Below are 26,351 nucleotides of genomic sequence, written 5' to 3' on the forward strand. Positions count from 1 at the left end.
TAATTGATTGTGGAGGCTACGGAGTGGTTGATCCGAATTTATAGCCAAGAGTAAATCGTAATGTATTAGCCAGGGGGCTTTTGTCCTGGCTTGCTGCCAGGTAAGAAAAATCAATGTTAAGGTTATTGGTCACCAGCCCGAAACCCAGTGTAACATAACTCCTGTTGCCTTTATTGGGGTTTTCATAAAAATACCCCGCTCTTAAAGCAAAACGGTTGTTATACCAGTATTCGAGCCCGGTTGAATAGTTAATTTCCTGAAGTTCTTCTTTCAGGCCTCCGGGGGCATCTGAAAATGAGCCAAGGATACCTGAAACAACCGACCGGCTATCATCCCGGCCCTTAATTATATTACCTACACTATCTCTGATAGGCGGCGTTGGTACCAGAAATTTATTCAGATCAAGTGCAAACGTTACTTTGTTTACATCATCTAAAAATAGCGTATTCGCGATACCTACCTTTAAATTAGCAGGCAAAAACAACTGCGGACCACCTTTTGAATAATTAACCTTTGTACCAATGTTAGATATATTGGCACCGAAGGAGAATGTGGCATCCTTATCAAACTGCACTGTATTGTGGGTTGAGTACAAGGAAACATCGGCAGACACAGCGTTTACAGGATTAGATTGCGCGCTGGTTAACCCGAAGCCGCTGTATAAACCCGAATGAATGTAGCGTAATGTTAAACCCAATGAAAGCTCATCGCCAAATTTGCGGGCAAAAGTTCCGTCAATTGAAAATTCGCTGGGATTGTAGGTTCCCTGCGATACCAGGTTATCATCAACCAGATCAATAGTTCCTAAGTTGAAATACCTGAGCGAAAAGCCTATGCTGTTTCTATCTGTGAGCTTTTGGGCACAACTTAAGTAAGCCAGATTAATATCAGAAACAAGCTTTCTTAACCATGGCGAGTATGACAGGCTTACAACGGAATTTGTTTCCAGAAACGGAAGTTTAGCCGGATTCCAATAAATAGAATTGGCATCTGGTGATATAGCCACACCGGCCTCTCCCATGGCCCCTGAACGGGCATCGGGCGAAATGGTTAAAAAAGGCACTGCTGTTGGCAGAGCTGTATTATTGCTGCCATTGGTATTAAACACTACCTGAGCTTTAACACTTTGGCAGCAAATACCATAGCTTACAATAAGTAAGACACATAATTTAAAACCAGAAAATCTCATAATCTACGGTTAAGGCATAAAAAACTTCACGCCGGGGTGTGATAAGGTAAGCTTAGGTAGCTGTAAGTGCGGAATACTTAATAAGCGTTTGTTTCGCCTTTAAATATGTTATAAATGGTCATGAATACGATTTTTATATCAAGTTTTAACGACCAGTTTTCTAAATACCAAATGTCGTGTTCAACACGTTTTTCCATCAACTCGGTGTTTTTGGTTTCTCCTCTAAAGCCATTTACCTGGGCCCATCCGGTAATGCCTGATTTTAAGAAGTGACGCACCATGTATTGATGAATGATTTCGCCATATTGTTCGGTCATTGATAAAATGTGCGGCCTTGGGCCAATTACACTCATATCGCCAAACAACACGTTGATAAATTGAGGCAGCTCATCGATGCTGGTTTTACGAATAAACCGGCCTATGGGCGTAACCCTTGAATCGTTTTTAGTGGCTTGTATAAATTTACCATCATCCTGTATCTGCATACTTCTGAATTTATAGCAGATAAAAGGTTGATTATCTTTCCCGCTGCGCAATTGTTTGTATAAAATTGGCCCCGGGCTTTGCAGTTTAATGATCAAACCCAAAATTGGATAAAGCCAGCTTAATATAAAAATTAACACCAAAGAGCTGAATACAATATCGAACAGACGTTTTACAAACCTGTTTTCCATCTCTTCAAGAGGTTCTTGCCTCAGGCTCAGGATCGGGAAGTCATCCATGTAGTTTACTTTAAAGGATGCTTTAAAGTAGGTATCCCAATCAGGTACAAATTTTAAACGTACACAGTGTTTTTCGGCAACTTCCATTAAATAATTTGCATCGGCAATTTTATCAATGGGCATGGTAACGTAAACCTCATTAACACCATTTGCGGCGGCGTTCAGGATATATTTTGTTACCGATTCATGGCTGGGATGTTCACTGTCTTCTGCGGATCCGTCATCTTTGTTTAAGAAACCTTTGAACGAAAAGTGATTTTCGGCGTTTTCAAAAAACATTGCCAGCCTTAAGCCCATGCTGTTGTTACCCAGCACAGCAACCGATTTGTTAACGTTGAAAAAGCGTTTGATAATAAATTCAATCAATGTGCCTAAAAAGCGGCTTACAATTAGCCCAATGAAGATGAGGTTAAAGTAAATAACTGTAAACTTTACTGTTTTGGTAAAGTCTTTTGCAATTACTACGAATGACAGGAAGAAAATAGCGAATAATATAAATGTTTTTATTGAGCCATTATAGATTTTAATATGTTTTTGAGTGATGCTTCCTTTATATACGCCGCAAATTGAGGCGGCCAAAATCCACATATAATTACTTACAAACAAAAAGTTTATATAATCTTCAAATGGAGAGTTTAGTATTTTGAAAGCAGCAATGAAACATAAATTAATTAAAATCAAATCTGTAACCCTCAAAACAAAATATAGCAGGTATAGGTATTGTGTTTTCATATAATTGTGATTTATAAAAAATAAAAAGTGAGGATCATTATTTTTTAACTAATCATTTAAACCATTTTAACTTAATACCCTGGCGCTGTAAACAATCACAACATAGTGTATATTAAGTTATCAGAAGTTAGAATGAAGTATTGATTGGAGGCATCGATTATCATTTCTTGAACTAAAATTTTCAATTAGAATATCAAGTTTAAAAAGTGCTTATTGGTGCTTACGACATGCCTTAATCTTCAATATAAAATTTAGGCTCTTTTGCACAGGCGTACAATTTATCGCGGTTTTTATCCAGCAAATTTTTCCACCAGAACAAATATTTACGCGGGTATTTCAGGTGGCTGTAATGATCGGCCCGTGAAAGACCTTCCAAAGCCAGTAACTTATACATTACCCTGCGCGAATGATCAACCACCGAGTGTGATTGTATGGTATAACCATACTCAATACTAATGCGGCGATTTGTTTTATCCAGCAGTATTTGATTAAATATTTCAATGTGGAAGGTGGAGAAACCCTTTGTTTTCAGGAAGGGTTTGTTTTTACATAATTTCAACTGCATAACTTTAAGTTTTAGTAGTCCATGAAAATTGATTTATTACTTATTTCGATGAGTCATGCCCATAGGTATTGGCATGGCTGGTAACATTTGCTAAAGGGCGGCCTATACTGTTATAATAAAAACCTAACTGCTCCATTGACGCTACATCATACAGGTTGCGGCCATCAAAAATCACTTTGTTTTTTAAGCGTTCCTGCATTTCATTAAAGTCAGGATTTCTGAAAACAGCCCATTCGGTCAGGATCAATAAGGCATCGGCGCCATCAAGCACCTCATACGGGTTTTGTCCGTAACTTACAGGCAGGTTGGTATAATTATCAAAATTATTGATGGCTTCCGGGTCAAATGCTGTTACTGTTGCACCTGCAGCTAAAAGCTCTCTGATCACGGTGATTGCCGGTGCTTCCCGGATGTCGTCTGTTTCTGGTTTAAAAGCCAGGCCCCAAACGGCGAACTTCAATCCTGAAAGATCATTTTTAAAATAGTTTTTTGCTTTTTGTACGATGATGGATTTTTGTTTTTCATTAACATCCATAACAGCGTTCAATATTTTAAAATCGTACTCATTTTCGTTAGCCGACTTTGACAAGGCCTGAACATCCTTAGGGAAGCAGCTGCCGCCGTAACCGATACCTGAAAATAAGAAGCGTTTGCCGATCCTGTCATCAGTACCTATGCCTAAACGCACCATATCAACATCGGCGCCTACCTTTTCGCACAGGTTAGCAATTTCGTTCATGAAGGTGATTTTTGTTGCCAAGAATGAGTTAGCGGCATATTTAGTTAGTTCAGATGATCGCTGATCCATAAATATGATCGGGTTACCCTGCCTTACGTATGGTTGATATAAGCGGCTCAATAACACTTTAACTTTATCGCTTTCGGTGCCGATAACAATCCTGTCTGGGCGCATAAAATCCTCAACGGCAACACCTTCGCGTAAAAACTCAGGATTTGAAACTACATCAACTTCTATTGAGGTATTGGCTTCAAACACCTCCTTAACCATATCGGCAGTACCAACCGGAACGGTTGATTTGGTGATGATCACCTTGTAATCTGTAATTAAACGGGCAATATCTGCCGATGCATTTAATATATAGGTCAGGTCTGCAGAGCCGTCTGCTCCCGGAGGAGTTGGCAGCGCCATGAAAATAATTTCGGCATCTGATATAGCTTCTTCAAGCTTGGTAGTAAAGTGTAAACGATCCTGAATAATGTTGCGGTGAAAAAGTTGCTCAAGACCTGGTTCATAAATTGGCAGGTGGCCTTCTTGCATCATTTTCACTTTTTGTTGATTAATGTCAACGCAAACAACTCTGTTTCCTGTTTCCGCTAAACATGTACCTGTAACAAGGCCTACATAACCAGTACCTACAACTGCAATATTCATAAAGGATAAATAAGGTTAAATGATTAATAATTAATTATTTAAATGATGGGGTATTAAATTTCTGTTTGTTACACACGTGATGGTGTTTTGCCTTTCCTAACCAGGAACTTTTCATAAGCGGTAACTATTGAAAGGTAGTACCGTAATTGAAAAACGGTTAGCTTTTGTAATAAGCTCAGATCCTTGCCTCTTGAGTTGATAAGCGTGATACTTTTAACCGGAGGCCGCAGGTCGTAAATAAATCGGGTAATGGTTTTCAGTAAACTATCCTTACCATCGGCCGAAAATTTGGCCTGACCTCCGCCTACTCGTTTAGCTTTTGTTACCAGCTCATCCAGATTGTAACGCGCAGGGTGGTTAACAATAGCAGTATCCACATAATGGATAGGGATACCCGCTTTTTGTGCCCTTACCGACCATTCATAGTCGCCGCCCGACATTAGATTTTCATTAAACAGGCCGGCTACATCAAATGACTTTTTATAAGTGAAAATATTTGCTGTTACGGCTGTAGCATCGTTTTTAACGTAGAGCTCCTGGTTAAAGGCATATATCTTTTCGTACAACTCAACATTCACCAATTTGGGCGAGCGGTAAAATAAGTCTATCCTTCCGGCAATCCGTCCAATTTGTGGGTTGGAAAGCATATATGCTACGCCTTCAATCAGCCAGTTTTTATCAGGGATACAGTCCGAATCTGTAAATGCAATAATTTCACCTTTAGCAATATTGATCCCGGCATTGCGCGATGCATATGAACCCGGTTTAGCTTCGTCAATTATTTTACAGTTATCAGGTACCCTAAACCCTGCAGGGGGTACGGAGCCAGGTTTGTTATTAACTACAATAATCTCAAACAGCTCATGCGGGTATGATTGAACTGACAAAGCATCAAGACAAAGAGAAAGACAATCCCAATCGTTATACGTTGGTATGATAACGGTTACAAATGTATTAGGCATGAAACTTATCAGTTATAGTGTGTGAAAGATCTTTTTGTTACTAAGCAATTTTAAGAGGCTTTAAGTAGCGTTTTAGCTGGGTTTTAAAAACCTTCCCTTTTGATATATCAAGCAAATTATTTTTCAGATAATCATTTGCAAATTCAGGAATATCATCAAGCCTGGTCATCAGCTCCATATAGATGTAGGTATCTATCATCCGGTTGAGCTTTGGCGTAAGCAGATCGTTTTTTTCCAGATATGCTTTGATATTTTTACGCAGGTCTATCCGGTTGGTAATTATCTCTTCAAGCCGTTTTTTGTTCGTACTTTTTGATATGGAGCTTTCTGCCTTGTATATATTAGTTAGCAGTGAAGGTTCGTAAGCAAATTTGGCACCGCTCTTTAGCAACCTGAACAGCAGATCATACTCCTGCGATGATGTTTTTAGCGTATCCCAGCCATTCACTTTTATCAGGCTTTCCTTTTTCCAAAGGTTTGAACTGGTGATGCCTAAGTTTGAGTTGATGAGCCCCTCCCATGGTTTAGGGTTGGCATATTTAGTATGTGTCTTGATCTTATTGTTAATAGAATAAACCAAAACATGATTGCCAATTATTACATCGGCCTGCATGCGTTCGGCCATTAAATACTGTAATTCAAGTTTTGTTGGTTTAAGCTCGTCATCAGCATCCAAAAACTGGATATACTCTCCTTTAGCCTCTGCAATACCCTTGTTCCTGGCAGCGGGTGCTCCTTTGGTAAGCTCGCTCAATACAGTAATAACTTTCGGATTACTTTTTTGAAGATCAAGCAATTTGGAAAAAGTATTATCGGTAGAGTTATTATCAACCAGTATTATTTCATACTCCTTCAGTGTTTGATTTAAAACGCTTGAAACCGCTCTCTCTATAAACTCAGCACAATTGTAGCAGGGTATTATTACTGAAATTTTCATAAGCAAAATCTTGAAAAGAGATTAATTTGAACCCTTAAGTAACTTGAATATTGCCTTGAGCTCCGTGTTCATTAACCAGAATACAACCAGGAAATAGGTAATGAACAGCGCTATACCCCCACTTAGGTAATGTAAATGCGCTACGGCAAACGCATAACCAACGGCACATGAAACAAGTGATGCTACCAGCGGGCCTTTAATGGCCTTTAACATATCAAGTACCCTGATCTTAACTGCTGAGATCTTGGTAAAGCTATACTGCGCAACTACCACTACTACAAACTTGTTAAATAATATAGCCCATGCAGCGCCTACAATGCCGTTATATTTAATACCAAATGCAAGGGTTGGTAAAAAAATCAGGGCCTTTACAATTTGCAATTTCATTTCCAAACCCGGGCGGCCAACTCCGCGTAATAAGGCTGTGTTACCGCTAACCAGGATGTGCAGCATAACCGAACCGGCTAAGATCTGCAGCGGAACAACGGCATCCTGCCATTTAAGTCCGAATACATTTTCAACAAACGGTTTACCTAACACAATAAAGAAAACCATGATCGGGAAAACTACAATACAGTTAAATTGCACCACTTTCAGATAATATCCTTTCAAGGCCAAAGCATCATTCTGTTTGCGGCCGTAAACAGGATACATCACGTTATTGATAACGGCCATGATGCGGCTCCTGAAGGTATCGGTAAGTACAAATGCAAGTGTATAGATACCTAAGACAGATGCGCCCAATAGTTTACCTATAAGCAGGTAATCAATATTGTTATACATGTAGTTCAATATGTTTGAACCGGTTGTATAAGCGCCAAAGCCAAAAATATCTTTGAAAGCTTGCTTGCTCCACATAAACTTGGGTAGCCAGCCGGTTGCTTTAAAATAAAGCGGCATTGATATTACCACAATGGCTACCGAGTTAAATACCAGTGCCCAAACACCTGCACCCCAAAAAGCCAGCGCCAATGCTATTATTCCAGCAGCTATGTTTGATGCATTATCAATAAATGCTATCTTTTTAAAATCCATGCTTTTGGTAAGCTGCGCCTTATGAACCAGGTTAACCGGGCTAAATAAAATGGCTAAGCTTAACACCGGTATAATGGTAACCAGCATAGGTTGGTTATAAAACATGGCTGCTAATGGGCCTACAGCAAAACTCATAATGAGGTATAACCCTACCGACCAGGTAACCCCTGTCCAGAAAGCGGTGTGGAAGTGCTCTTCAAACAAATGTTTGTCTTTACGCTGAACCAGTGCCGCACCTACACCTAAATCATTAAGTACCTGAACAAAGCCGGTAAATATGGTAGCCATACCTATTAAACCAAACTGTACAGGGAACAGCAGCTTTGCTAAAACCAGTTTGATAATAAAAGCAAATGATTGGTTTACAACCATTTGTATACAGTTCCATAAAATACCTTGTGCTACAAGTTTTTTATCAGATTTTGCTTGATAATCTATCATTTATATGAGAGGTAAAAGTAAGTTAGAATGTCCGGTGCAGTTAAAAGGCCGGTAAGTTGAGGTTAACAAACAAACTGAAAGCCCGTGTTGGTTGAGTTGTAATTTGGGGCCTTGTATTCTTTAAATACAAGTAAAATTAAAAGGCCCGCTGTGTTTGTGAATTGCGCATAGCTACCCGAGTTATACGCTATAAGAATTTTTAATTTCATTGTAAATGGTTTGATAACCTTCTACATATTGACGTTGATCAAAGCGTTTGGCGCTGGCAAGGCAATGTGCTTTTTTCTGTTCGATGCTTTGCGGATTGTTGGCAATGTATTCAACCAATGTGCTTAGGTACGTTTCCTGCGGGGTATAAAGCCAGGTACTGATCTCATCATGCAGTTCTGTTAAACCTCCGCTGTTCGATATACAAACAGGCACTTCAAATGATAAAGCTTCAATAACAGTGCGCCCAAATGGCTCGGGCCATAACGAAGGCACGATCAGCACTTTTATATATTGATAAAATACTTCAGGCTTAAGCACTCCGGCAAATTCAATTTCAAAACCATTAGCGATACTTTTCAGATAATCTATGTAATCTGCATCGCCCCGGCCTGCCAGCAGCAGTTTAAATTTGGCCTTTGTTTGTTCGGTGCAGGCGGCCAGCTCTTTTATCATGTATTCAACTCCCTTATCCGGAGCTATACGACCCATGTAGCCAAATGTGAGTTTATCTGAGTGATGAATACCTTTTGCCCCGCCATTAACACTAACTCCGTTGTATACCACAGCCCTTGGCTTTTCATTATCTATCAGCGAATTGTGTTTGTTAAGGATATAGTTACTTATACCAACAAAATAATCCGGGTAGTTCATAAAATTACTCTTCAGGGCATGGGTAATTTTACAGTCTTTACACAGATGCTCACATGAGTGATTGTTGTTGAACATGTTGGTTCGGTGACACATCAGGTAGTAATCGCGCATGGTGTGTACAATTGGCACCTTCCTTAACCTGATAAGCGCCCACAGGCTTGGCGAAAAACCCATGATGTTATTGGTATGTATAACTTCGGGCTTTATCCGTTTAACCAGCGAGTAAATGAAAAACACGTATAGCGGATTAAAGGAATCAACTATGTGCCACATTGTTTTGGCCAGTTTGGAGTGCTTTTCGTTATTAAAGCTTGAATAAATATTCCGTTGCTTAATTCTGATCACTATAACCCCGTTAATCCGGTCAATGCTAAACTTATCGCCAAAAGTTATCACAAATATCTGATTACCTTTCTTCACCAGTCCCTCTGCCAAAAGCTGAACTGATACCTCGGCCCCTCCCACAAATTTGGGAAAGTAAAAAGTATTAAATATCAAAATGCGCACGGTGATAGGTTTTAAAGTTCGTTTACAATTACAGACTTGTTTTGATGTGAAATGAATTTTTCTCCAACAAAATCTCTGATCTTTTTTACAAAGCAGGTATCATCAAAAGTTTCCGCGTGTTGTCTTATAAATTGAGGATCGAAGTTTGAAACCTCAAAAGTTTCAATAGCATGTTTTAAAGCATCGGTATTTTGCTTAGGGAATAATACCGCGGTGGCTTTTGATGCATCATCTTTAAGCGGGATCATGGTATCCAGCACCCCTCCTTTGCCGTATGCTATAACCGGCCGACCCGACGCGTTGGCTTCAAGCGGAGTTATGCCATAGTCTTCTAACTGCGGGAATATGAATGCTTTACAATTAGCGTATAAATCGGCCAGTTCTTTTGCGCTTTGACCACTCAGGAAGGTTACGTTTTCACCAGCCAGCTCCTTCAGTTCTTTCTCGCGCGAACCTTTACCAACAACTATCAGTTTTTTATCAGGCATTAAATTAAATGTCTCGATAACCAGGTCAACCTTTTTGTAGTATTCAAATCTTGAAACCACCAGGTAGTAATCACCTACCTTATCAGAAACATAAAAATTATCGCATTTAACAGATGGGTTAATAACCGTAACTCCCATTGGTGGCTGATAAGCCTCTTCTATACGCGGAACAACCGTTTTTGAATTAGTAAGAAAGTAATCTGTTCTTAAGGCAGATTGCTTATCAAAAATTTTAAGCCGGTTGATCACCAGGTTAACCAGTTTCCTTTTTAAGGAATTGCTATTTGAAATTTCCGCATATGAATCCGGGTTCCAAACCAGCCTGAAAGGCGTATGGCAATAAGTAATTACTATGGTATTAGGATCTGTTTTAATATACTTTGCACAGTGTGTAGTTGACTGCAGTATAACATCAAATCCCTTTAAGTAAAGCTGCTTCATCGCTAAAATTCCAAATGGAAAGAAAAAGCGCTTTAAGTTTTTTTCACTTTTAATATACTTACCAAACCAACTTGTTTTAATATTACAAAGTTTAAATTCGGGATATGAAGTTTCAGGATTGTAGTTCAGGGTATAAATAGGCGCATCAGGAAATGCATTATGAAAGCTTAAAACAACTTGTTCGGCCCCGCCCCTTCTTACAATTTCATCTTGAACTATAGCTATATTCATATTAGTAAATTAATTTTGGTTTGAGTGACCTTGTTTCAAAAGCGGCACTTTGAAGCTTTATAATAGTATTTGGAGCGATAGATTCTGTTACTACACAATTGGGGCCTACAATACAATTTTCGCCAATCCTGACAGGGCCTATTATTTTTGCCCCAGCCCCTAATACACAGTTACGTTGTATGATCGGGAAGCCATCGTCTGGCGGTATTTTTAATCCTTGTTTTTTACGCCCAAGTGTTACGCAGTGATAAATGGTGGTGTTTGACCTCACAATTGCACCCTGACCAATTACAACACCTACCCCGTGAATAATTACTATACCACCTTCCAGAATTGCCTTGTAATCAATATCAATTGCGTAAAGTATTTGTATTACACGGGTTAACAATAGTGGCAGCAGCGGTATTTTCTTGGTGTATAAATAGTGTGAAATGCGATAGTTAATAAGTGCATGAACCCCTCTGTTTGCCAGCAGCGCCATAGCGTTCCCTGCCCCAAACTCTGTACGTAACCGATACAGGTCAAACTTGATATCTTTAATTACGCTCATGCCTTAGTTTATGAATTAGTTTAACCAGCTGATTACATGACATTTCCCAATCGTAGTTAAAACTGAATTGGTAATTATTGATGATCAGCGACTTTAGCTCTGTATCTGTTTTTTTCAGGAAATTATTCAGCGCTATCTTAAGTGTTGATAATGAATTGGGATTAAAGTAGTTGGCTTTCTTCTGAGCAACCTCAACAAATGCCGGGATCTCTGAAATAATTAACGGGCAACCGCTTGCCATGGCCTCTACAACCGGTAAACCAAATCCCTCATAAAACGAGCTGTTGATCAATGCCCTGGCGCGTTTATAATAATCGGCAAGCATCAGATCGTCGCAATTGGTTACAAAGCTGATGTTACCGGTTGCGCTGTAATCTTCATTATGAAACGAGTTTGATGAAGCACCTATAACAACCAATTTAAGCGAACAGTACTCTTTCAGGGAGAAGGCTTTGATCAGTAGCTGGATATTTTTCCGGGGATCATGTGAGCCAACAAACAGAAAAAAATCATCTTTCTGAAAAACCAACGAATCAAGACCTGGAGCAACAAATTTTCCTGATGGAGCATTGTTAATAACCGTAACCTTTGATTTCTGTACCCCAAGCGTTTCGCATATCTGCTTTTTTGAAAACTCACTTACCGTAACTATGTGTAATGATTTTTTTGCCAGCAGCGGTATTAAAACTTTGTAATAGCTTGAAAAGCTTTTTGAAAACCATTTTGGGTTATAATGATATGACATATCATGTATGCAAACAATGTGGTTTTTTAATAAAACCGGCCCTGTATTGCAAAAGCTTATCAGCAGTGCGTTTTTTTTCCGTTTTAGGTGTATACTTAAATCAATCTGCTCCCATAATGTGGTATTCTTGAAAACACCGGCTTTTATAAAAACGTGTTCGGGAAATTCAAAGGCACTTATATCAACGTATTTGGGTACTATGATCTTTACCTCCAGCTCCGATCTCAGAAGCAAGTTGGTAAGTTCATATGCATAACGCTGAACACCGGTTCTTCTCTGGAGTAAAAACTTGCCATTGATAATGATCATCCTGAGTACTGTAAATTATTTTAGGTTTATGATTGGGCTGCCAAAAACTGCAACTAATTATGCTGGGTTGTTGGCCAGCAATGGTTGATACGGCCTCATATTTGTATCGGGCTGAACAGAAGAAATCACTTTCTTAGGAACCGCAGATAAAACATAAGCCAATCCTAAAAATATCCAAAGACTTGGGTAGGCAAACTCGGGCACGGTGGTCATTAATATGAAGTATAATAACACCAGTGCAATTTTGTAAGTGAATTGTACCTGCTCGGGCTTTATTTTATATGACAGTTTGTTATAAAAGAATGATGTAAACATGATAAGGCCAAGTACTCCGTTATTAACCATAACAGTACTAAAAAAATCTGTCGAACGTACATAACCAAATCCTACGCCAACTATCTCGTTGTAAATATTCATGTTCGACCAAAAAGTAAGGTGCTCCTGAAAATGCTCCATCCTGTCACGTGATGATGAAGCAGAGCCACTCATCTTGCTGGCAAAAACTATTTTATAAATACTGTCAAATACATGGCTAAACATATCCAGCTGTAAAACAAAGCAGAAACCAGCCAGTGCTATCAGCGAATAAAATATTAACTGAAACTCTTTTTTATAAACCATCCAAAAACCCAGGAATATTACAATGGCCAGGTAAGCTGTGGTTGAAAAAGTGAAAAGCAAGCAGCCTAAAATCAAGAACATATCAAACTTGCGTTTTAAACCTACCGCCAATACCCAGAAAGGGAAAGCGGTGAATACAAACATGGAAGGCTCACCGGTATAGCTCGTCATACGGATCACGCTGATACCTCCCATGTTCATGGTTTGAAACTGCGATGCTGTTCTGTTGTCATAACCGAAAGTACGGTTTACGATAAAGTCGCCATTTGTATGGAATACCAGGTAAAAAAGCAATTCATAAATGCCATAAAAACATAACAGCCTTACTCCCCAGAAAATATACGTGATAGTTTTTTTATCAGCAAAGTACTTGATATATAAATAGATGGTAAAACCAACCATTAAATTCAAGGTTTGGGTTAAGTGCGATAGCCGGTAAAAATTCTGTGTATAATTTTTAAGGGTAAGCAAAAAGATGTCATTAGGCAATTTAAGATCGCTCAGCAGGTTTACCATTTGCGAGCATATACTTAAAACTATTATGATGCTCGAAAAGATCATAAGCTCCCTGACAAACTTTTCTTTGGTTACACCCAATGGCATAATGAAAATAATAATGCATAGTATACCCGCAAAAAATGTAATTATGGTTGTTCCGGGAATTGACGGAATTACCAGGAATGAAATTACAGGGAAAACCAGCATTAACAGATTAACATACTGTTTAACAAATTTCAGCTTGGAATTCTGTACTAATTCTACAGGTTGTTGTGCTATGTACATTTTAAATATGCAATTAAAATCAATGGTGTTCGCTAAGTGTTATCAGGCAGCTTTTTGATTTAGCTTTCGTTACCGTAGCCTAAGCCATAACCATAACCAAAGTATCCGGCTTTGGCAAAATCAACATCGTTGATAACCAGGTACATGTTCTCGATATTATCTTTTGATTTCAGCTGGTTTACCAAGTTAATCTGCTCGGTATTGGTATAATTATGCCTGCATATGTAAATAGTCATATCTGCAAATTTTTCCAGGATCAAGGCATCAGATACCAGCCCCATTGGCGAGCTGTCAATAATGATATAATCAAACTGCTCTTTCAGTGTGTCCAGCATAAACTTGGTTTTCTTGTTCAGTAACAGCTCGCTGGCATTTGAAACCACCGGACCAGAAGAAATCAGGAACAGGTTTTCGTTTAACTCTGTACGTTTGATGATATCATCCAGCTCTAAAGTGCCCTGCATATAATCAGAGAAACCGGCTATTGAGCTATCCTGGTTAAGTATTTCAGATAATTTAGGTTTACGCAGGTCAAGTTCCATCAGCAATACCTTTTTATCGGTTTTTGCCAGTATGTTGGCCAGGTTAGCACTTATAAAGGTTTTACCTTCGCCGTTAACGCTGGAGGTTACCATGATGATCTGCGTTTCGTCGGAGTTCAGGATGTTCTGGATCTTGGTTCGTAACGTACGGAAGCTTTCGGTAACGGCAGATTTGGCTGAATCTTCAATCATCACACGGTTAGAGAGGGTGCTATGACCAATTTTACCAATGATAGAAACGTCTGTATGATCTTGAATATCCTGCTCAGAGCTGATAATTACATGCGGTTGTGTTTTGTTATTTACATAACCAAACGGTACAATAAAGCCTAATAAAGCAGATAACAGGTAAATAACCGGTTTTAAAGGCTTAGCAGGATCCTTTGTACTTTTTGCATTATCAATGATATGCGAAGTAGGGATATTTGATGTTTTAGCAAGAGCAGTTTCTTCTCTCTTTTGCAACAAGTAAATGTATAATTGCTGTTTCAGTTCTTGCTGACGGCCATAATCATTCAATGAGCGTTGTTTTGTTGGTACAGATTTCAGTGTGCCTTTAGCCAAACTGCTTTGATCGCCAAGCTTAGCGCTTTTAGCTTCCATGGCTTGTTTATAGCTCTTGATGTTCTGTAACAGGTTTTCGCGCGAGATAGCCAGCTGCTCATCAATATTTACCACCAACGGGCTTTCTTCTGTGTATGATAACAGCTTCTTTTGTCTTTGAATAATTAATCCATTATAATCATTCAACGCAGCAGTAAACGAGCCATCCTGAATATTTAAGGCACCAGGGATGATCTGTTTGTTTGAAGGATCTTTCAGGAATTTTTCTAACTGATAGATCACAGTTAACTGTACCTGTTGGTTATTGTATTGGTTTTGATAATCATTAGCATTACCCACCAAAACCCTTGATTGCTCATTGATATCAGCAATACTGTTATCAGCTTTATATTGCTCATAATTTCCTTCAATACCTGATAGCTCTTTTTCAACCAAGGCTATACGGTTATTGATAAATGTTAGCATGCTATCAATTTTGGCTTTTTTGGTAGATATGTTATCTTTTAAATACTGACGCATTAAATGATCAACTATCAATTCGCCTCTTTTTGCATTTGGATAATACAGGGTAATATCAACAGCCGAGGTTGTTTTGTCTGAAAACTCAGCGTCATAATTTTTCAGCAGGGTAGCAATAGCTTCATCTTCTGAAGTAATTTGAACCGAATAAACAGACTGTACTATAGGCGCATGAGGTTTAGGTTGAATAACAAGATCATACTGAGGCAGCTTAACAGCTTTACCAAACTGACCGTTAACTTCCAGATCGTCATCATCATTTGATAAATGAAAGCTTTCTCTGTTGATCACTTCAATTTTATAGATCTTTCTTTTCAGTGTATCAACTTTTTGGTTGCTTATAGAAGCTTCAAACGGTGATTCGTCATAGATCTGCTGAGCCAGTAATCCTGAGCCAGAAAATATGTTAACGTTAAGGTGCAGCGTTTTAACTGTTTCCTGTATCAAATTACGGGTACGCAAAACATCCCCTTCATTTTTTAAATTTTCAGCTGGAGTTATGGTTGATAATCCACCAGCGAAAGCTGATGAAGGACTTGCTTGAGCAGCCTGAGCTTCAACAACAAGCGCGCTACTGATCAAGTATTGTGGAGTAGCCACCATAAGGTATGCCTTACCCAATGCTATGAATACAACCATACTAAATAAAAATAGCTTCCAATGGTTTAAAAGCATCTTTCTGAAGTTTTTTAAACCATTGCTTTTTTGAGGTTCCAATTCTATTGTCATGTTTGCTGTATTTTTCAGTAATTAATTTTGGTGTATTGAGGGTAAGTTTTGTTAAAGGCTATAGCGGTGTAATAACACAATAGCGGTAAGTACGGTGGCCGCAACAGTAATGTATTTAAGCACTGTATTTTCGGTGTTGGTATCTTGTCTGGCGCGGCGTGGTTCTACATAAACCACATCATTTTGTTTCAGATAGTAAAAAGGTGAGTTAACTACATCCTTTTTAGTCATATCCAGTGTTATTGATTGATTTTTGCCGTCGCTGGTTTTTCTCATGATCAGCACATTGGTTCTTTTACCATAAATGGTCATATCACCAGCGTAGCCAATAGCATCAAGTACTGTAACCTGTTGGTTGGGAAGTACGTAAGAAGCAGGACGGTTAACCTCGCCTAAAACGGTTACTTTAAAGTTTGAAAAGCGAACATCAACTATTGGGTCTTTGAAATATTTTTTTGCAGCGGTTCTTACAACCTCTTTGGCTTTAGTTGTGGTTAAACCGGCCAGCTGAACTTTACCAAGGATCGGGATCTCTACAAATCCGTCTTTGTCTACCAGGTAGCCTGAGCTAACACCGACTGATCCGGTTGAGCTGTTAATGCCTGCTACCAGATTGACACCGTTACGGGCGTTGATGATCTGGCCGGCATCAGCCTCGGTTGTATTAACGTTAATTGACAAGATGTCATCGGGTTGTACAACCGGCTCAGTGAAATGAGAATCGCCAAGGTTTGTCAGTTGGTTATTCTCAGGCAGATCCTGGAAGTATTTTAATTTTTTTGCAGTGGTGCAAGCGTTCAATAAAATAACGATGATAAGAAATGGGAAGCACATACCCATTTTCAGGTTTGATTTTTTGATCATGACTTTATTAGTGAAGTGGTTTATGGATTTATGTTACATGATTAACTACACACAGTTAACCGGACAATGAACAATGATGTGGAGTTTTTTAGTTAAGAAAGTTGAGGGTTTTCATATACATTAACGAGCTTCGCTCTCTCACTAACATAGTGACTGTATATTGGGTGACTTTTATAATGTGGTTATGGATAACTATAACCACATACAAATATTAAAAATATATTATGGATAAAAAGCCCCAAACCCAGTTTGACAACTTATTGTGTAATAGCGTGAAATACTGTAGATATTTTACACATATTGATTGTGCCATACCACTTCAATATGGCACAACCGAAAGTTTTATTATTATATTAGTAAATAATAAAACATATCCAAGCCAAAAATTTAACTAATACTATATAATCCCAGGAAATAGGCGTGAATTATTTAACCTTGCCTGTCTTGTCCTTCATTGCATAAGTTTGTGGCATTTCATGCACCTTGAGCAAGGTAATTTGCGATATAAGGTTGGGGTTATTATTCCAGTTAAATTCACTGATGTACAGGTTCCCGTTTATAGGATCCTCTACCAGGTCAAGAGGGTTTGCAAATCCCGACATACCGATCAGCCCTATGTTGGCCGAACCGCGTGCGCTGTTAACAATATCATATATCTTATCACCGCCTTTGGCCGGTAACGTTTTGGCTTTTACCATTGACCCTGGTTCAAGTACCATAATATCGCCCCCGCCGCTAAATCTGCACACTAACAGTTTACCCTTTAAGGCACCGCCAAAGGCATTGCTCTTGTATTCAATTACACCGTTAGGTGAGTGGTTCAATCCAAAATCAAAAGCAGCTCCACGATAATTTATGTCGGTATTTATGCTTTTATCGTATAGCGGATTATCGATATTACCCCTGTTAACCACATACTCGCCGCGCAATGGGTTGGGATGGCCATAGTATCCTATACCTTTTGCTAATGGATTTACCCTAAACAACCAATCATGCTGTACCTGTACAGATTTAGTTGCCGGCACATGTTGCCCGCTGTAAAAGCTGCCATCGGGTTTGCGTGTACCGTTTACAGATTCTGGCGAGTTGCCGCCGCCGCCAGATCCATTGGCAGGCAGGTACAGTTGACCGTTACTGTGCCAAACCAGGTCATAAGCATTACGTATGCCCGAAGCATAAATAGTTAACGGCGATTTTGTACTGTAAGGGTTGTACTTACCATCGCCCATTTTAATATTATCTACCGGAGCTTTATTGATTAGCTTTTGATCGGGGCTTGTTTCTACATCAAGCGGCAAAGGCACTTTAGCCAGCTTGTGCAAATCTAATCTGAGTATGGCACCGGCAAGCAGAGTTTCCTCGCGCTGCCAGCCTTTATCAAAAGCACCCGCCGAGCTATTACTACCCTGGCAAATATACAATGCGCCATCGGGCCCAAAGGCCAGGCTGTTAACCATATGATCCCGGGTTGAACGAGGCAGCCTTTTAACTACTAATTCTTCAATTGACAGGTCAGGTCCGGCCAAACGTGAAATGTTGCCATCAAATGCCGGTGCGCTTGAAAGCCCACCCGAGCAATGTGATACCCATGCAATTAAATTATCAGTGGTTGATGATGGGTCAAAGGTTAAACCAATTGCTGTACGCTCACCGTATTTCCCTTTGAGTGTATTGATCATGGTTTGCTTGCTCAGCGTGCCATCTTCATGATTAACCTCGTAGCGTTCAATTACACCATCCATACGCAGAGCATAAAACCTGCCATCGGGGCCAAATGTAAGCGTGGTATAGTTTTTATTCTGCGTTCCTGGAATGGCTATCTTAATAAAATCAGCATTATATATCTTACTTGAATCAACTGGTAAGGTACCTGTTGAGAAATTACTTTCAAAACCTTCTATCGGAGCACCGGAGTATGATTTTACTCCGCTGGTGATTAAAAATTTATAATGCGTATTTGGCGTAAGTGCCGCGGTTGGTGAAAAGCTTATGGCATCGCCACCGCCTGTACCCTGCACAACTCCTTTTACATTAACGTAAGTACCATTAATTTCCTTTAAAAGCTTTACCGTTTTATTGGTGATGGATGAATTATCAATACCACCCTTAACCCCCTCTACCAAAGGCACAGAAAGGTTATTTGCCGCGATATTTGAGGTATTGATACTTACCGAGGTTGAACCATTAGCCGGGTTTGCAGCCACAACGTATGGCATTGAATCATCCACAACCCGCAATTGGTAAAGCGCCTGTTGTGAGTTATAACCCGGAGCTGTTACAGTTACCTTTACAATGTAAATTCCCGATGCAAAGCTTTTACCTGCCGAGTAATCAAAAGTTAGGTTGTTGTCCTTTTTAGCTTTGTCGGCAATTAAATGCAGCCAACCTGGTGCACCCTTTAAATAATCTATGTGCAAGCCATAATTAATGGTTTTACCTTCCGGATTAATTAAATTCAGGTGAAGCAAATGACTTCCAGTATCATGTTTGGCAACCAACAGGTTGGGGCTAAACTTTTCTAAAAAGAAGTAAGGGTCAAGCTTAACAGGAGTAATCTGTATGTTGTTGATCTTGGTATTGATACCGCCATCGGCATTAACAGTTAAAAGACCATCGCTAACCTTTACCCTGATCTTGGCTGTTTTAAACCTGCCAAAACTACCCTCCTTACCATAAGGAATAAAATCTTTGATGGCTTTTTTACCTTCAATATTGATACATTCCTTTTCTTTAGCCTTGCCCACAAAGCCATCGCCGGATGTAACAACAACATCATAGTATCCGTTCAGCACCTTTATTTCCCAGTAACCTTCTGTTCTGATACCCTTGTAAGGACCATAACGCAAACCAATATCATTTGATTGCATGTGTATAAGCCCTTCAAGCAAAACATCATCAGGGTTATTCCTGTTGCGGCTGTTGCTTACAAAATTTATAGGCGTTCCGTCATCTCTCTTTTTCCATCCGTATTGTAAGCTACCCAATTCAAACACACCAGGTTTTACGCCAAATGGTAAACCATAATCCTTAATCCAGCCAACAGGAGTTGTTACTGCCGAATCCTGAAAGTTTATTTTTAGTGTTGCCATTGATGGCTTGGTAAACTCCACAACAGGCTCTTCTGGTAAAGCATCGGGCTGCCTGGCATTTGCAAGTGTAGGTAAGTAGCTTAATAAATGTCCGGGTAAAAAAACAACTCCAACAAGTACTAAAAAAACGGCAACTGATAAAAACAAAGCTTTTTTCATAAAAGAAAAACTTTAAATGATTAATATACAACAATATATGATTAAAAAATAAATCCTTATTTCTGAAGCATGACCTTTGCTTCCTTACTGCCCGAAGGGCTAACTGCTCTGATTATAAAATAAGAGGTACTGACCACCTTAGGCATTTGTATGGCCGTGTTGCAGTTTCCCTGCAGATCAGAGGTTAGATCAACAGATTTCAACTTAATACCCATAATATCAAATAACGCTACATTCACTTTTTCAAGCTTTTTGTAATTTGAAAGTTGAATATGCAGCACCTCTCCGAGGTTTGGATTTGGATAAACAGTTAATGAACTACCGGCCTTTTTATTAAGGGTATTAATATTAAACTGAAGACTATCAGCACTGCTGCTTCCGGTTGAGTCTGGCTGTAGCTTTAATTCTACCTCTTTCACTGAATCTTCCACACTGGTTACCCTGAGTTTAACACTTTGATTAGTAGATAAATTTGCAGGGGCGCTCACCATGAATGATAACGAAGCATTCTTTTTCAATGTTAAAAGACTGTCTTTAGTTGGCAGTGGTATGCCCTGAATATTAAAGTTTGCAGCATCACGGCCCGTTAACCTGATATCTTTTATTTTCAGATCGCCATCACCCTTGTTGGCAACGGCTACATCATAGTTTTTATAGGTTATTAAACCATGAATATCTGAAGCTTTACCGGCAGATAAACTTAACAACCCGGTTGCAGCATTAGGGCTGTTATTTACTTTCAACAATGTAATCTGAGTTACCAGATTGGCATTGGCATTCCAGTTATATTCAATTACATATAAATTCCCATTGGTAGGGTCTTCAACAAGGTTTATCGGGTTAGCAAAGCCAGACATGCCTACCAAACCGAAATTTCCGGAGCCGGTAGTAACCTCTGTAATATCATAAATATGATCATCACTGTTGGCATTGTTTATTGACCCTACCTTAACCAACGATCCTGGTTTCAGAACCATGATATCGCCACCACCACTAAACCGGCAAACCAGGATCTTATTCTTCAAGGCCCCATTGAAGGTATTACTCTTATATTCAATAACTCCATTAGGTGAATGGTTTAAGCCAAAATTATAGGCGGCCCCGCGATAGTTAGCATCGGGTACCACATTTACCGGATAAAGTGGGTTATCAGTATAACCACGGTTTTCTACATATTCGCCACGCAAAGGATTAGGGTGACCAAAGTATCCCACTGCTTTTAAAGGATTTACCCTGAATAACCAATCTACTTGTACCTGTACATCAGTAGTTGCCGGAATAGCTGGCCCTTGGTAAGTGGTTCCGTTTGGCCTGCGGGTACCGTTAACAGAGGCTGGTGAATTACCGCCACCACCCGATCCATTTGTCGGGATATATAACTGCCCGTTACTGTGCCATAACAGATCATAAGCGTTTCTGACACCAGATGCATAAATTGTTACCGGCGAGACTGTGCTGTATGGATTATATGTACCATCACTCATAGTTCTGGAAGCAGCAGGTGCAGCGTTTATAACACTTTGTGTAGCCGTGGTTTGTACATTTAACGGCAATGTCACAGCGTTTAACTTCTGCATATCAATACGCAGTATGGTGCCAGAAAGTAAGCTTTCGGCACGTTGCCAATCGGCATCAAAGGCACCGGCAGAACTGTTACTGCCTTGCGACAGGTACATGGCACCATCGGGCCCAAACTGCAGACTGTTTGACATGTGATCGCGTGTTGAGCGAGGCAGTTTTGTGATCATCAGTGTTTCTGTTTGCAGATCAGCACCGGTTAACTTTGATATATTACCATCAAAAGATGGTGAATTAATTAACCCTGAGGATGAATGTGTAACATAACAAATCAAGTTAGCAGCTGTAGAGGCTGGGTCAAAAACCAACCCTATTGCTGACCTGTTGCCATATTTGGTAATCAGCGTATTGATAATTTGCTGATTGCTCAGCATGCCGGTACTGTGGTTTACTGTGTACCGTTCAATAGCACCATCAAGCCTTAAGGCATAAAATTTATCATCGGGACCAAAACGTAAAGTGGTGTACTTTTTATTTGAAGTACCCGGCATAGTTACTTTGGTAAACTGTGCATTTAAAATTTTGGTTGTGGAGTCTGTCCTGGCCGAGTCTGTAACAAATGTGGATGTATAAGGCGTAAATGCGGCTCCGCTGTATGATTTTACACCATTGGTAATGTTAAACCTATAAGTGGTATTAGGATCAAGCGCAAATTTGGGTGAAAAACTGATAGCATCTCCACCACCCGTTCCTTGTACTACGCCTTGTACTTCGGTAGCCACATTATCAATAAGTTTATATAGTTTAACTGTGGTACTGGTAATAGTGCTATTATCTACCCCACCTTTAAAGCCGGTTACGGCAGGTACCGAGAGGTGGTTAGCCGCAACACTAACTGTGTTAGGACTTACCTTAACCGCCGCGTTTTCTGGTGATGATGAAATAACATATGGATTATTACCATCAACTACCCGCAAATAAACATTAGTATAGGTACTTGAATAACCTGTTGCAGAAGCCCTGACAGCTACACTGTATGAGCCAATTGGTAATGCAGCCGCAGCGGTGTAATTAAAGGTTACTACAGGCATTACTCCAGTTTGTGAAGCATTCATGCTCAGCCAGCCAGGCGTCCCTGTATTATAGGTTGATGATAAAGCGTAATTAAGCGATTTATTATCGGAGTTACCTACCATTAATGAAAAGGTTTTGGTGCCAGTGCTGCCTTTGGCCACTAAAATATTCACCACTCCGTCTGACCAACCCAGGAAAGGTGAAATACTTACAGGAGAGATATTTGCATAATTAATTTTGGTATTGGTACCGCCATCGGCTGTAATGGTAACGTGTTCGTCTTTAACTGCAACCCTCACTGTGGCTTGTTTAAACCGGGTTATTGCTCCGGGGAGCCCACTTGGTACAAAACCGGTAATTGCCTTTACACCTTCTACAGTTAAATTATCACTTTCAGGGTTGCCATCTCCTACACCATCGCCGGCAGAAACTGATACATCATAGGTTCCGTTAGGTACCTTTATTTCCCAGAATGCCTCCGTTTTTGTCCCTGAAAAAGTGCCACTTATATTATTAGCCTGCATATATATCAAGGTTGAAAGCGTAACATCTTCAGGCTCATTCCGGTTAAATCCATTAGAAGTAATGTTGATAGGGGTTGAGTCTGATTTCTTTTTCCATCCAAACTGCAAGCCTGATGACTGGTAAGGCGCTGTTCTGAAAGCGTAAGCCTGGCCAAAATCCCGGATCCAGTTGCTTGGTGGAATGGATGCGGCATCCTGGAAATTCACATTGGTTGAAGTAAGAAAGACGCCATCCACCACAATGATCCTGATGCCTAAAGTATCAGGTTGGTAACCTGAAGCCTGCGCCACTACCGAACCCTTGTAGGTACCCGGTGCTAAGTCAGAACTTATATTGGCAGGTCCAAAAGTAACTGTACCTACAGCAGCAGATGGAAGGTGAAGCCATGTGGCGTTGAGCGCCTTAAAAGTAACCGTTGGTGTTGCTCCGCCAGCTGATAATGTAACTGATTGAGATTTCACGGCTCCTCCTCTGAATATAGTGTAGGTTAAACTATCAGATGAAAATTTTAAAGAAGAGCCTGGATTAACAGGCACATCATTTTTCACACTGAAATCATCAAACGTATAAGTAACAGCCGTTGTGGCATTACGATGTGTGGCATAAATGGCAGCATAAGCAGTGGCATTGGTTAACCCCATACCGCTTATGTTTATTAACGGTGTTGGATAAGCTGCCCCAGTACTGATATAGGTAGCCCCCCCATCTGTTGAGTAAAAGCCTTCGGCGATTTGCGAGGCTGCATCTATGGATAACCTTAGCCTAACCGTTTTGGTATTCAGGTTGGAGATAACCGCTGTTATGCGTTGGTCAGGATTGGTTGTTCCCGATACCGTGCTTGATACATCGTTAAGCTCCCTACGTAACTCTACTTTATTACCGCTGATATCTAACTTGATGGATGTATGATCATTTAATCCATACCAAACCCCCGCCTGTTGAGATGATGTGCCATTCAAAGGATTGATCACTGATGCCTCTATGTTTATTTTACCAGTTTGCTGCACCTGCACTCCCAGGATGTTTATCGCATTGTTATTAGCCTGATAATCGATACCCTTATTGGTTACCACAGATAAACGCCCGCCGGTTAAGGTAAGCTTTGATGGTTCATAACCTGGTGCGTCTGTATCTGAAGGTGTACCATCCACAGCTAAACGTGTTCCTGAATAAGGCAATGCCATAGTAAAGCCTACCCCTGCTCCATTTTTATCAACTAATGTATTATTAACCGCGGCATCAAATGACAATGAATAAGGCAAGGCAACCTGTATGTTTGCACAAGGCAATGTGCTAAAGGGTGGGCAGGGTGTGTTTGATGAACTGCTACCCGCATCGCTTTTTACGCTGAAATCATCAAAGGTATACGTAACCGGTGTTGTTGCATTACGGTGTGTGGCATAAATGGCGGCATATGCCTGAGCATTGGTAAGCCCCATTCCGCTTATATTTATTGATGCTGTTGGATACGCGGCTCCTGTACTAACATAAGTGGTGCCCCCATCTACCGAATAAAAGCCCTGCGCTGTTTGAGTAGTGGCATCAATAGTAAGCCTCAACCTCACCGTTTTTGTGTTCAGATTAGCGATAACCGCTGTTATACGCTGATCTGGATTACTGGCCCCAACCACATTGCTTGATACATCATTAAGCTCCCGGCGTAACTCTACTTTGTTACCGCTTATATCCAGCTTTATACTTGTATGATCATTTAAGCCATACCAAACTCCGGCTTGTTGAGCCTGCGTACTATTGAGTGGATTGATGACCGATGCTTCTATATTTATTTTCCCACTCTGCTGAATCTGAACACCCAAGATGTTTACTCCATTATTGTTTGTAAGATAATCGATACCCTTGTTTGTAACCAGTGATAAACGCCCTCCTGTTACTGTAAGTTTTGACGGTTCATAACCTGGCGCATCCGGCACTGACGACGCGCCATCTACAGCCAGGCGTGCTCCTGAATTGGGTATTGCCATGGTAAAACCCATTCCCGCACCATTCTTATCAGCCAATGTACCGTTAACCGCGGCATTAAATGATAGTGAATAGGGCAAGGCAACCTGAATACCCGTACACGGCAACGTACTATAAGGCGAACAGGGTGCATCCAGGTTGTTTACACTGTCTGGGTTAAAGTTTTTATTGCTTGCAAAAACCCCAATATTTTGCAGCAAAAAATAAAACAGCGGTAGTAGAAAATATCTGTTCATGATTTCCGAAATAAGAGTGAACTAATTGGTTTCTAACTAAATCTGTAATTCGGCGGGGGTAACTATTCCTTTGTTTTTAACTTTTGCAAGCTAATAACCAGATGAGCAGCCCTTTCAATCAGTAATAAGTTTAGTTTTTCATTGCTGATCAGGCATACTGACAGAAGCGACATGGTAAAAAAATAGTGCCGTATACAACTTAAGATATCTTGAGTTAAAGTGGTTTTTACAACCAGGTATTTTTGCTGAACTAATGAACCTATTTCCTGTCCATTAAGTGTTAGCTGTGTAAATCCGTAGGCATCCTGAACAAGCTGGGTGTTACTGTAGCCGCCGGTATTTGATTTGGGAGGTGCCGAGTTTTTAAAAAGATCTGTAATATCATACCAGTACAGGTACCTGTTAATTTTCATCCCAATGCTGAGATACCAGTTTAATACCCCTCCATTTTTTCCTAATGCATCTAATTGCAGGATATCTACTTCACTTCTTTCATTTTTTATAATATCAAGTGATTTATAAAAAATGCGCGAACCGATATTATTGGCAGCTAACTGATGATTGATGATGATGTTGCGTAAATAAACACTCTGTCCTTCAACTTCAAAGATCACGAATCCCGTAAGCTGATTGGAATCGTTATCACAAGTGTAAAATATGTAAACATCCGGACTATCAACTATACTACACAGGTAGGTTTTAAAATTTGAATCACGATAGATAAAAAAATTTGATAAAGCAGGGTTATATGCATTTTTAAGCACATCACACATAATATCTATAACTTGATCGTTCGGATCCGTTAAACGGGAGAATAGTTGCATGGTAGGCATGCTCATAATGACGGTTAAATATAGCGGAGCCCTCTAACTTACGGGAAGTAAGCTTAAAAAGGCCAGACTACTGATTAGATGATAGTGGAATTTTAAACAATAGTAGGATAATATTTATTTGTTTAAAATAAAATTTATTTATTGTGTGAAATGCGAGAAAATGCGAGTAAGTGCTACAATATTTTTAACTGTCCATACTTTTTTCTG

The 26,351-nt window shown here is 39.8% G+C and carries 17 protein-coding genes; all 17 read right to left on the bottom strand.

Going from position 1 to position 26,351, the window contains the following annotated elements; all coding sequences use genetic code 11:
• Positions 1-16: 16 nt before the first annotated feature.
• The 17 genes from porV to QWZ01_RS18990 all read right to left on the bottom strand — a co-directional run bounded on the left by porV (position 17) and on the right by QWZ01_RS18990 (position 26,150).
• On the bottom strand, positions 17-1,189 hold the full coding sequence (gene porV, locus QWZ01_RS18910) for a type IX secretion system outer membrane channel protein PorV (RefSeq protein WP_290326044.1): 1,173 nt from the start codon (positions 1,187-1,189) through the stop codon (positions 17-19).
• Between the two features lie 77 nt (positions 1,190-1,266).
• Positions 1,267-2,643 (bottom strand): undecaprenyl-phosphate glucose phosphotransferase, encoded by a 1,377-nt coding sequence (locus QWZ01_RS18915; protein WP_290326045.1) that lies wholly within the window; start codon positions 2,641-2,643, stop codon positions 1,267-1,269.
• Positions 2,644-2,875: 232 nt separating this feature from the next.
• Entirely contained in the window at positions 2,876-3,208 is a 333-nt protein-coding gene (locus tag QWZ01_RS18920) for a hypothetical protein (protein ID WP_290326046.1), read from the bottom strand.
• A gap of 40 nt (positions 3,209-3,248) precedes the next feature.
• Positions 3,249-4,601, bottom strand: coding sequence for a UDP-glucose dehydrogenase family protein (locus tag QWZ01_RS18925; RefSeq protein WP_290326048.1), 1,353 nt, complete (start codon positions 4,599-4,601; stop codon positions 3,249-3,251).
• A 68-nt stretch (positions 4,602-4,669) separates the two neighbouring features.
• On the bottom strand, positions 4,670-5,563 hold the full coding sequence (locus QWZ01_RS18930) for a glycosyltransferase family 2 protein (RefSeq protein WP_290326050.1): 894 nt from the start codon (positions 5,561-5,563) through the stop codon (positions 4,670-4,672).
• 40 nt (positions 5,564-5,603) lie between these two features.
• Complete coding sequence (locus tag QWZ01_RS18935) at positions 5,604-6,500, bottom strand: glycosyltransferase family 2 protein (RefSeq protein WP_290326052.1); 897 nt, start codon at positions 6,498-6,500, stop codon at positions 5,604-5,606.
• A 21-nt stretch (positions 6,501-6,521) separates the two neighbouring features.
• Entirely contained in the window at positions 6,522-7,976 is a 1,455-nt protein-coding gene (locus tag QWZ01_RS18940) for a lipopolysaccharide biosynthesis protein (RefSeq protein ID WP_290326055.1), read from the bottom strand.
• Positions 7,977-8,156: 180 nt separating this feature from the next.
• Complete coding sequence (locus QWZ01_RS18945) at positions 8,157-9,344, bottom strand: glycosyltransferase family 4 protein (RefSeq protein ID WP_290326057.1); 1,188 nt, start codon at positions 9,342-9,344, stop codon at positions 8,157-8,159.
• A gap of 11 nt (positions 9,345-9,355) precedes the next feature.
• Positions 9,356-10,504: a glycosyltransferase gene (locus tag QWZ01_RS18950; RefSeq protein ID WP_290326059.1), complete on the bottom strand. Its 1,149-nt coding sequence runs from the start codon at positions 10,502-10,504 to the stop codon at positions 9,356-9,358.
• Position 10,505: 1 nt separating this feature from the next.
• On the bottom strand, positions 10,506-11,054 hold the full coding sequence (locus QWZ01_RS18955; RefSeq protein ID WP_290326061.1) for a serine O-acetyltransferase: 549 nt from the start codon (positions 11,052-11,054) through the stop codon (positions 10,506-10,508).
• On the bottom strand, positions 11,041-12,108 hold the full coding sequence (locus QWZ01_RS18960; RefSeq protein WP_290326063.1) for a glycosyltransferase family 4 protein: 1,068 nt from the start codon (positions 12,106-12,108) through the stop codon (positions 11,041-11,043). Before QWZ01_RS18960 ends, QWZ01_RS18955 begins: the two co-directional genes overlap by 14 nt.
• A gap of 57 nt (positions 12,109-12,165) precedes the next feature.
• Positions 12,166-13,512 carry a hypothetical protein gene (locus QWZ01_RS18965; protein ID WP_290326066.1) on the bottom strand — a complete coding sequence of 449 codons (1,347 nt, stop codon included), beginning with the start codon at positions 13,510-13,512 and terminating at the stop codon, positions 12,166-12,168.
• A gap of 59 nt (positions 13,513-13,571) precedes the next feature.
• Complete coding sequence (locus QWZ01_RS18970) at positions 13,572-15,866, bottom strand: exopolysaccharide transport family protein (RefSeq protein ID WP_290326069.1); 2,295 nt, start codon at positions 15,864-15,866, stop codon at positions 13,572-13,574.
• Between the two features lie 51 nt (positions 15,867-15,917).
• On the bottom strand, positions 15,918-16,730 hold the full coding sequence (locus tag QWZ01_RS18975; protein WP_290326071.1) for a polysaccharide biosynthesis/export family protein: 813 nt from the start codon (positions 16,728-16,730) through the stop codon (positions 15,918-15,920).
• 425 nt (positions 16,731-17,155) lie between these two features.
• Positions 17,156-19,978 carry a PQQ-dependent sugar dehydrogenase gene (locus QWZ01_RS18980; protein WP_290326072.1) on the bottom strand — a complete coding sequence of 941 codons (2,823 nt, stop codon included), beginning with the start codon at positions 19,976-19,978 and terminating at the stop codon, positions 17,156-17,158.
• A gap of 56 nt (positions 19,979-20,034) precedes the next feature.
• On the bottom strand, positions 20,035-25,311 hold the full coding sequence (locus QWZ01_RS18985; RefSeq protein WP_290326073.1) for a PQQ-dependent sugar dehydrogenase: 5,277 nt from the start codon (positions 25,309-25,311) through the stop codon (positions 20,035-20,037).
• Between the two features lie 62 nt (positions 25,312-25,373).
• Entirely contained in the window at positions 25,374-26,150 is a 777-nt protein-coding gene (locus QWZ01_RS18990; protein ID WP_290326075.1) for a hypothetical protein, read from the bottom strand.
• Positions 26,151-26,351: the final 201 nt, after the last annotated feature.

The sequence above is a fragment of the Mucilaginibacter aquaedulcis genome, from assembly GCF_030409325.1.
GTDB lineage: Bacteria > Bacteroidota > Bacteroidia > Sphingobacteriales > Sphingobacteriaceae > Mucilaginibacter > Mucilaginibacter aquaedulcis.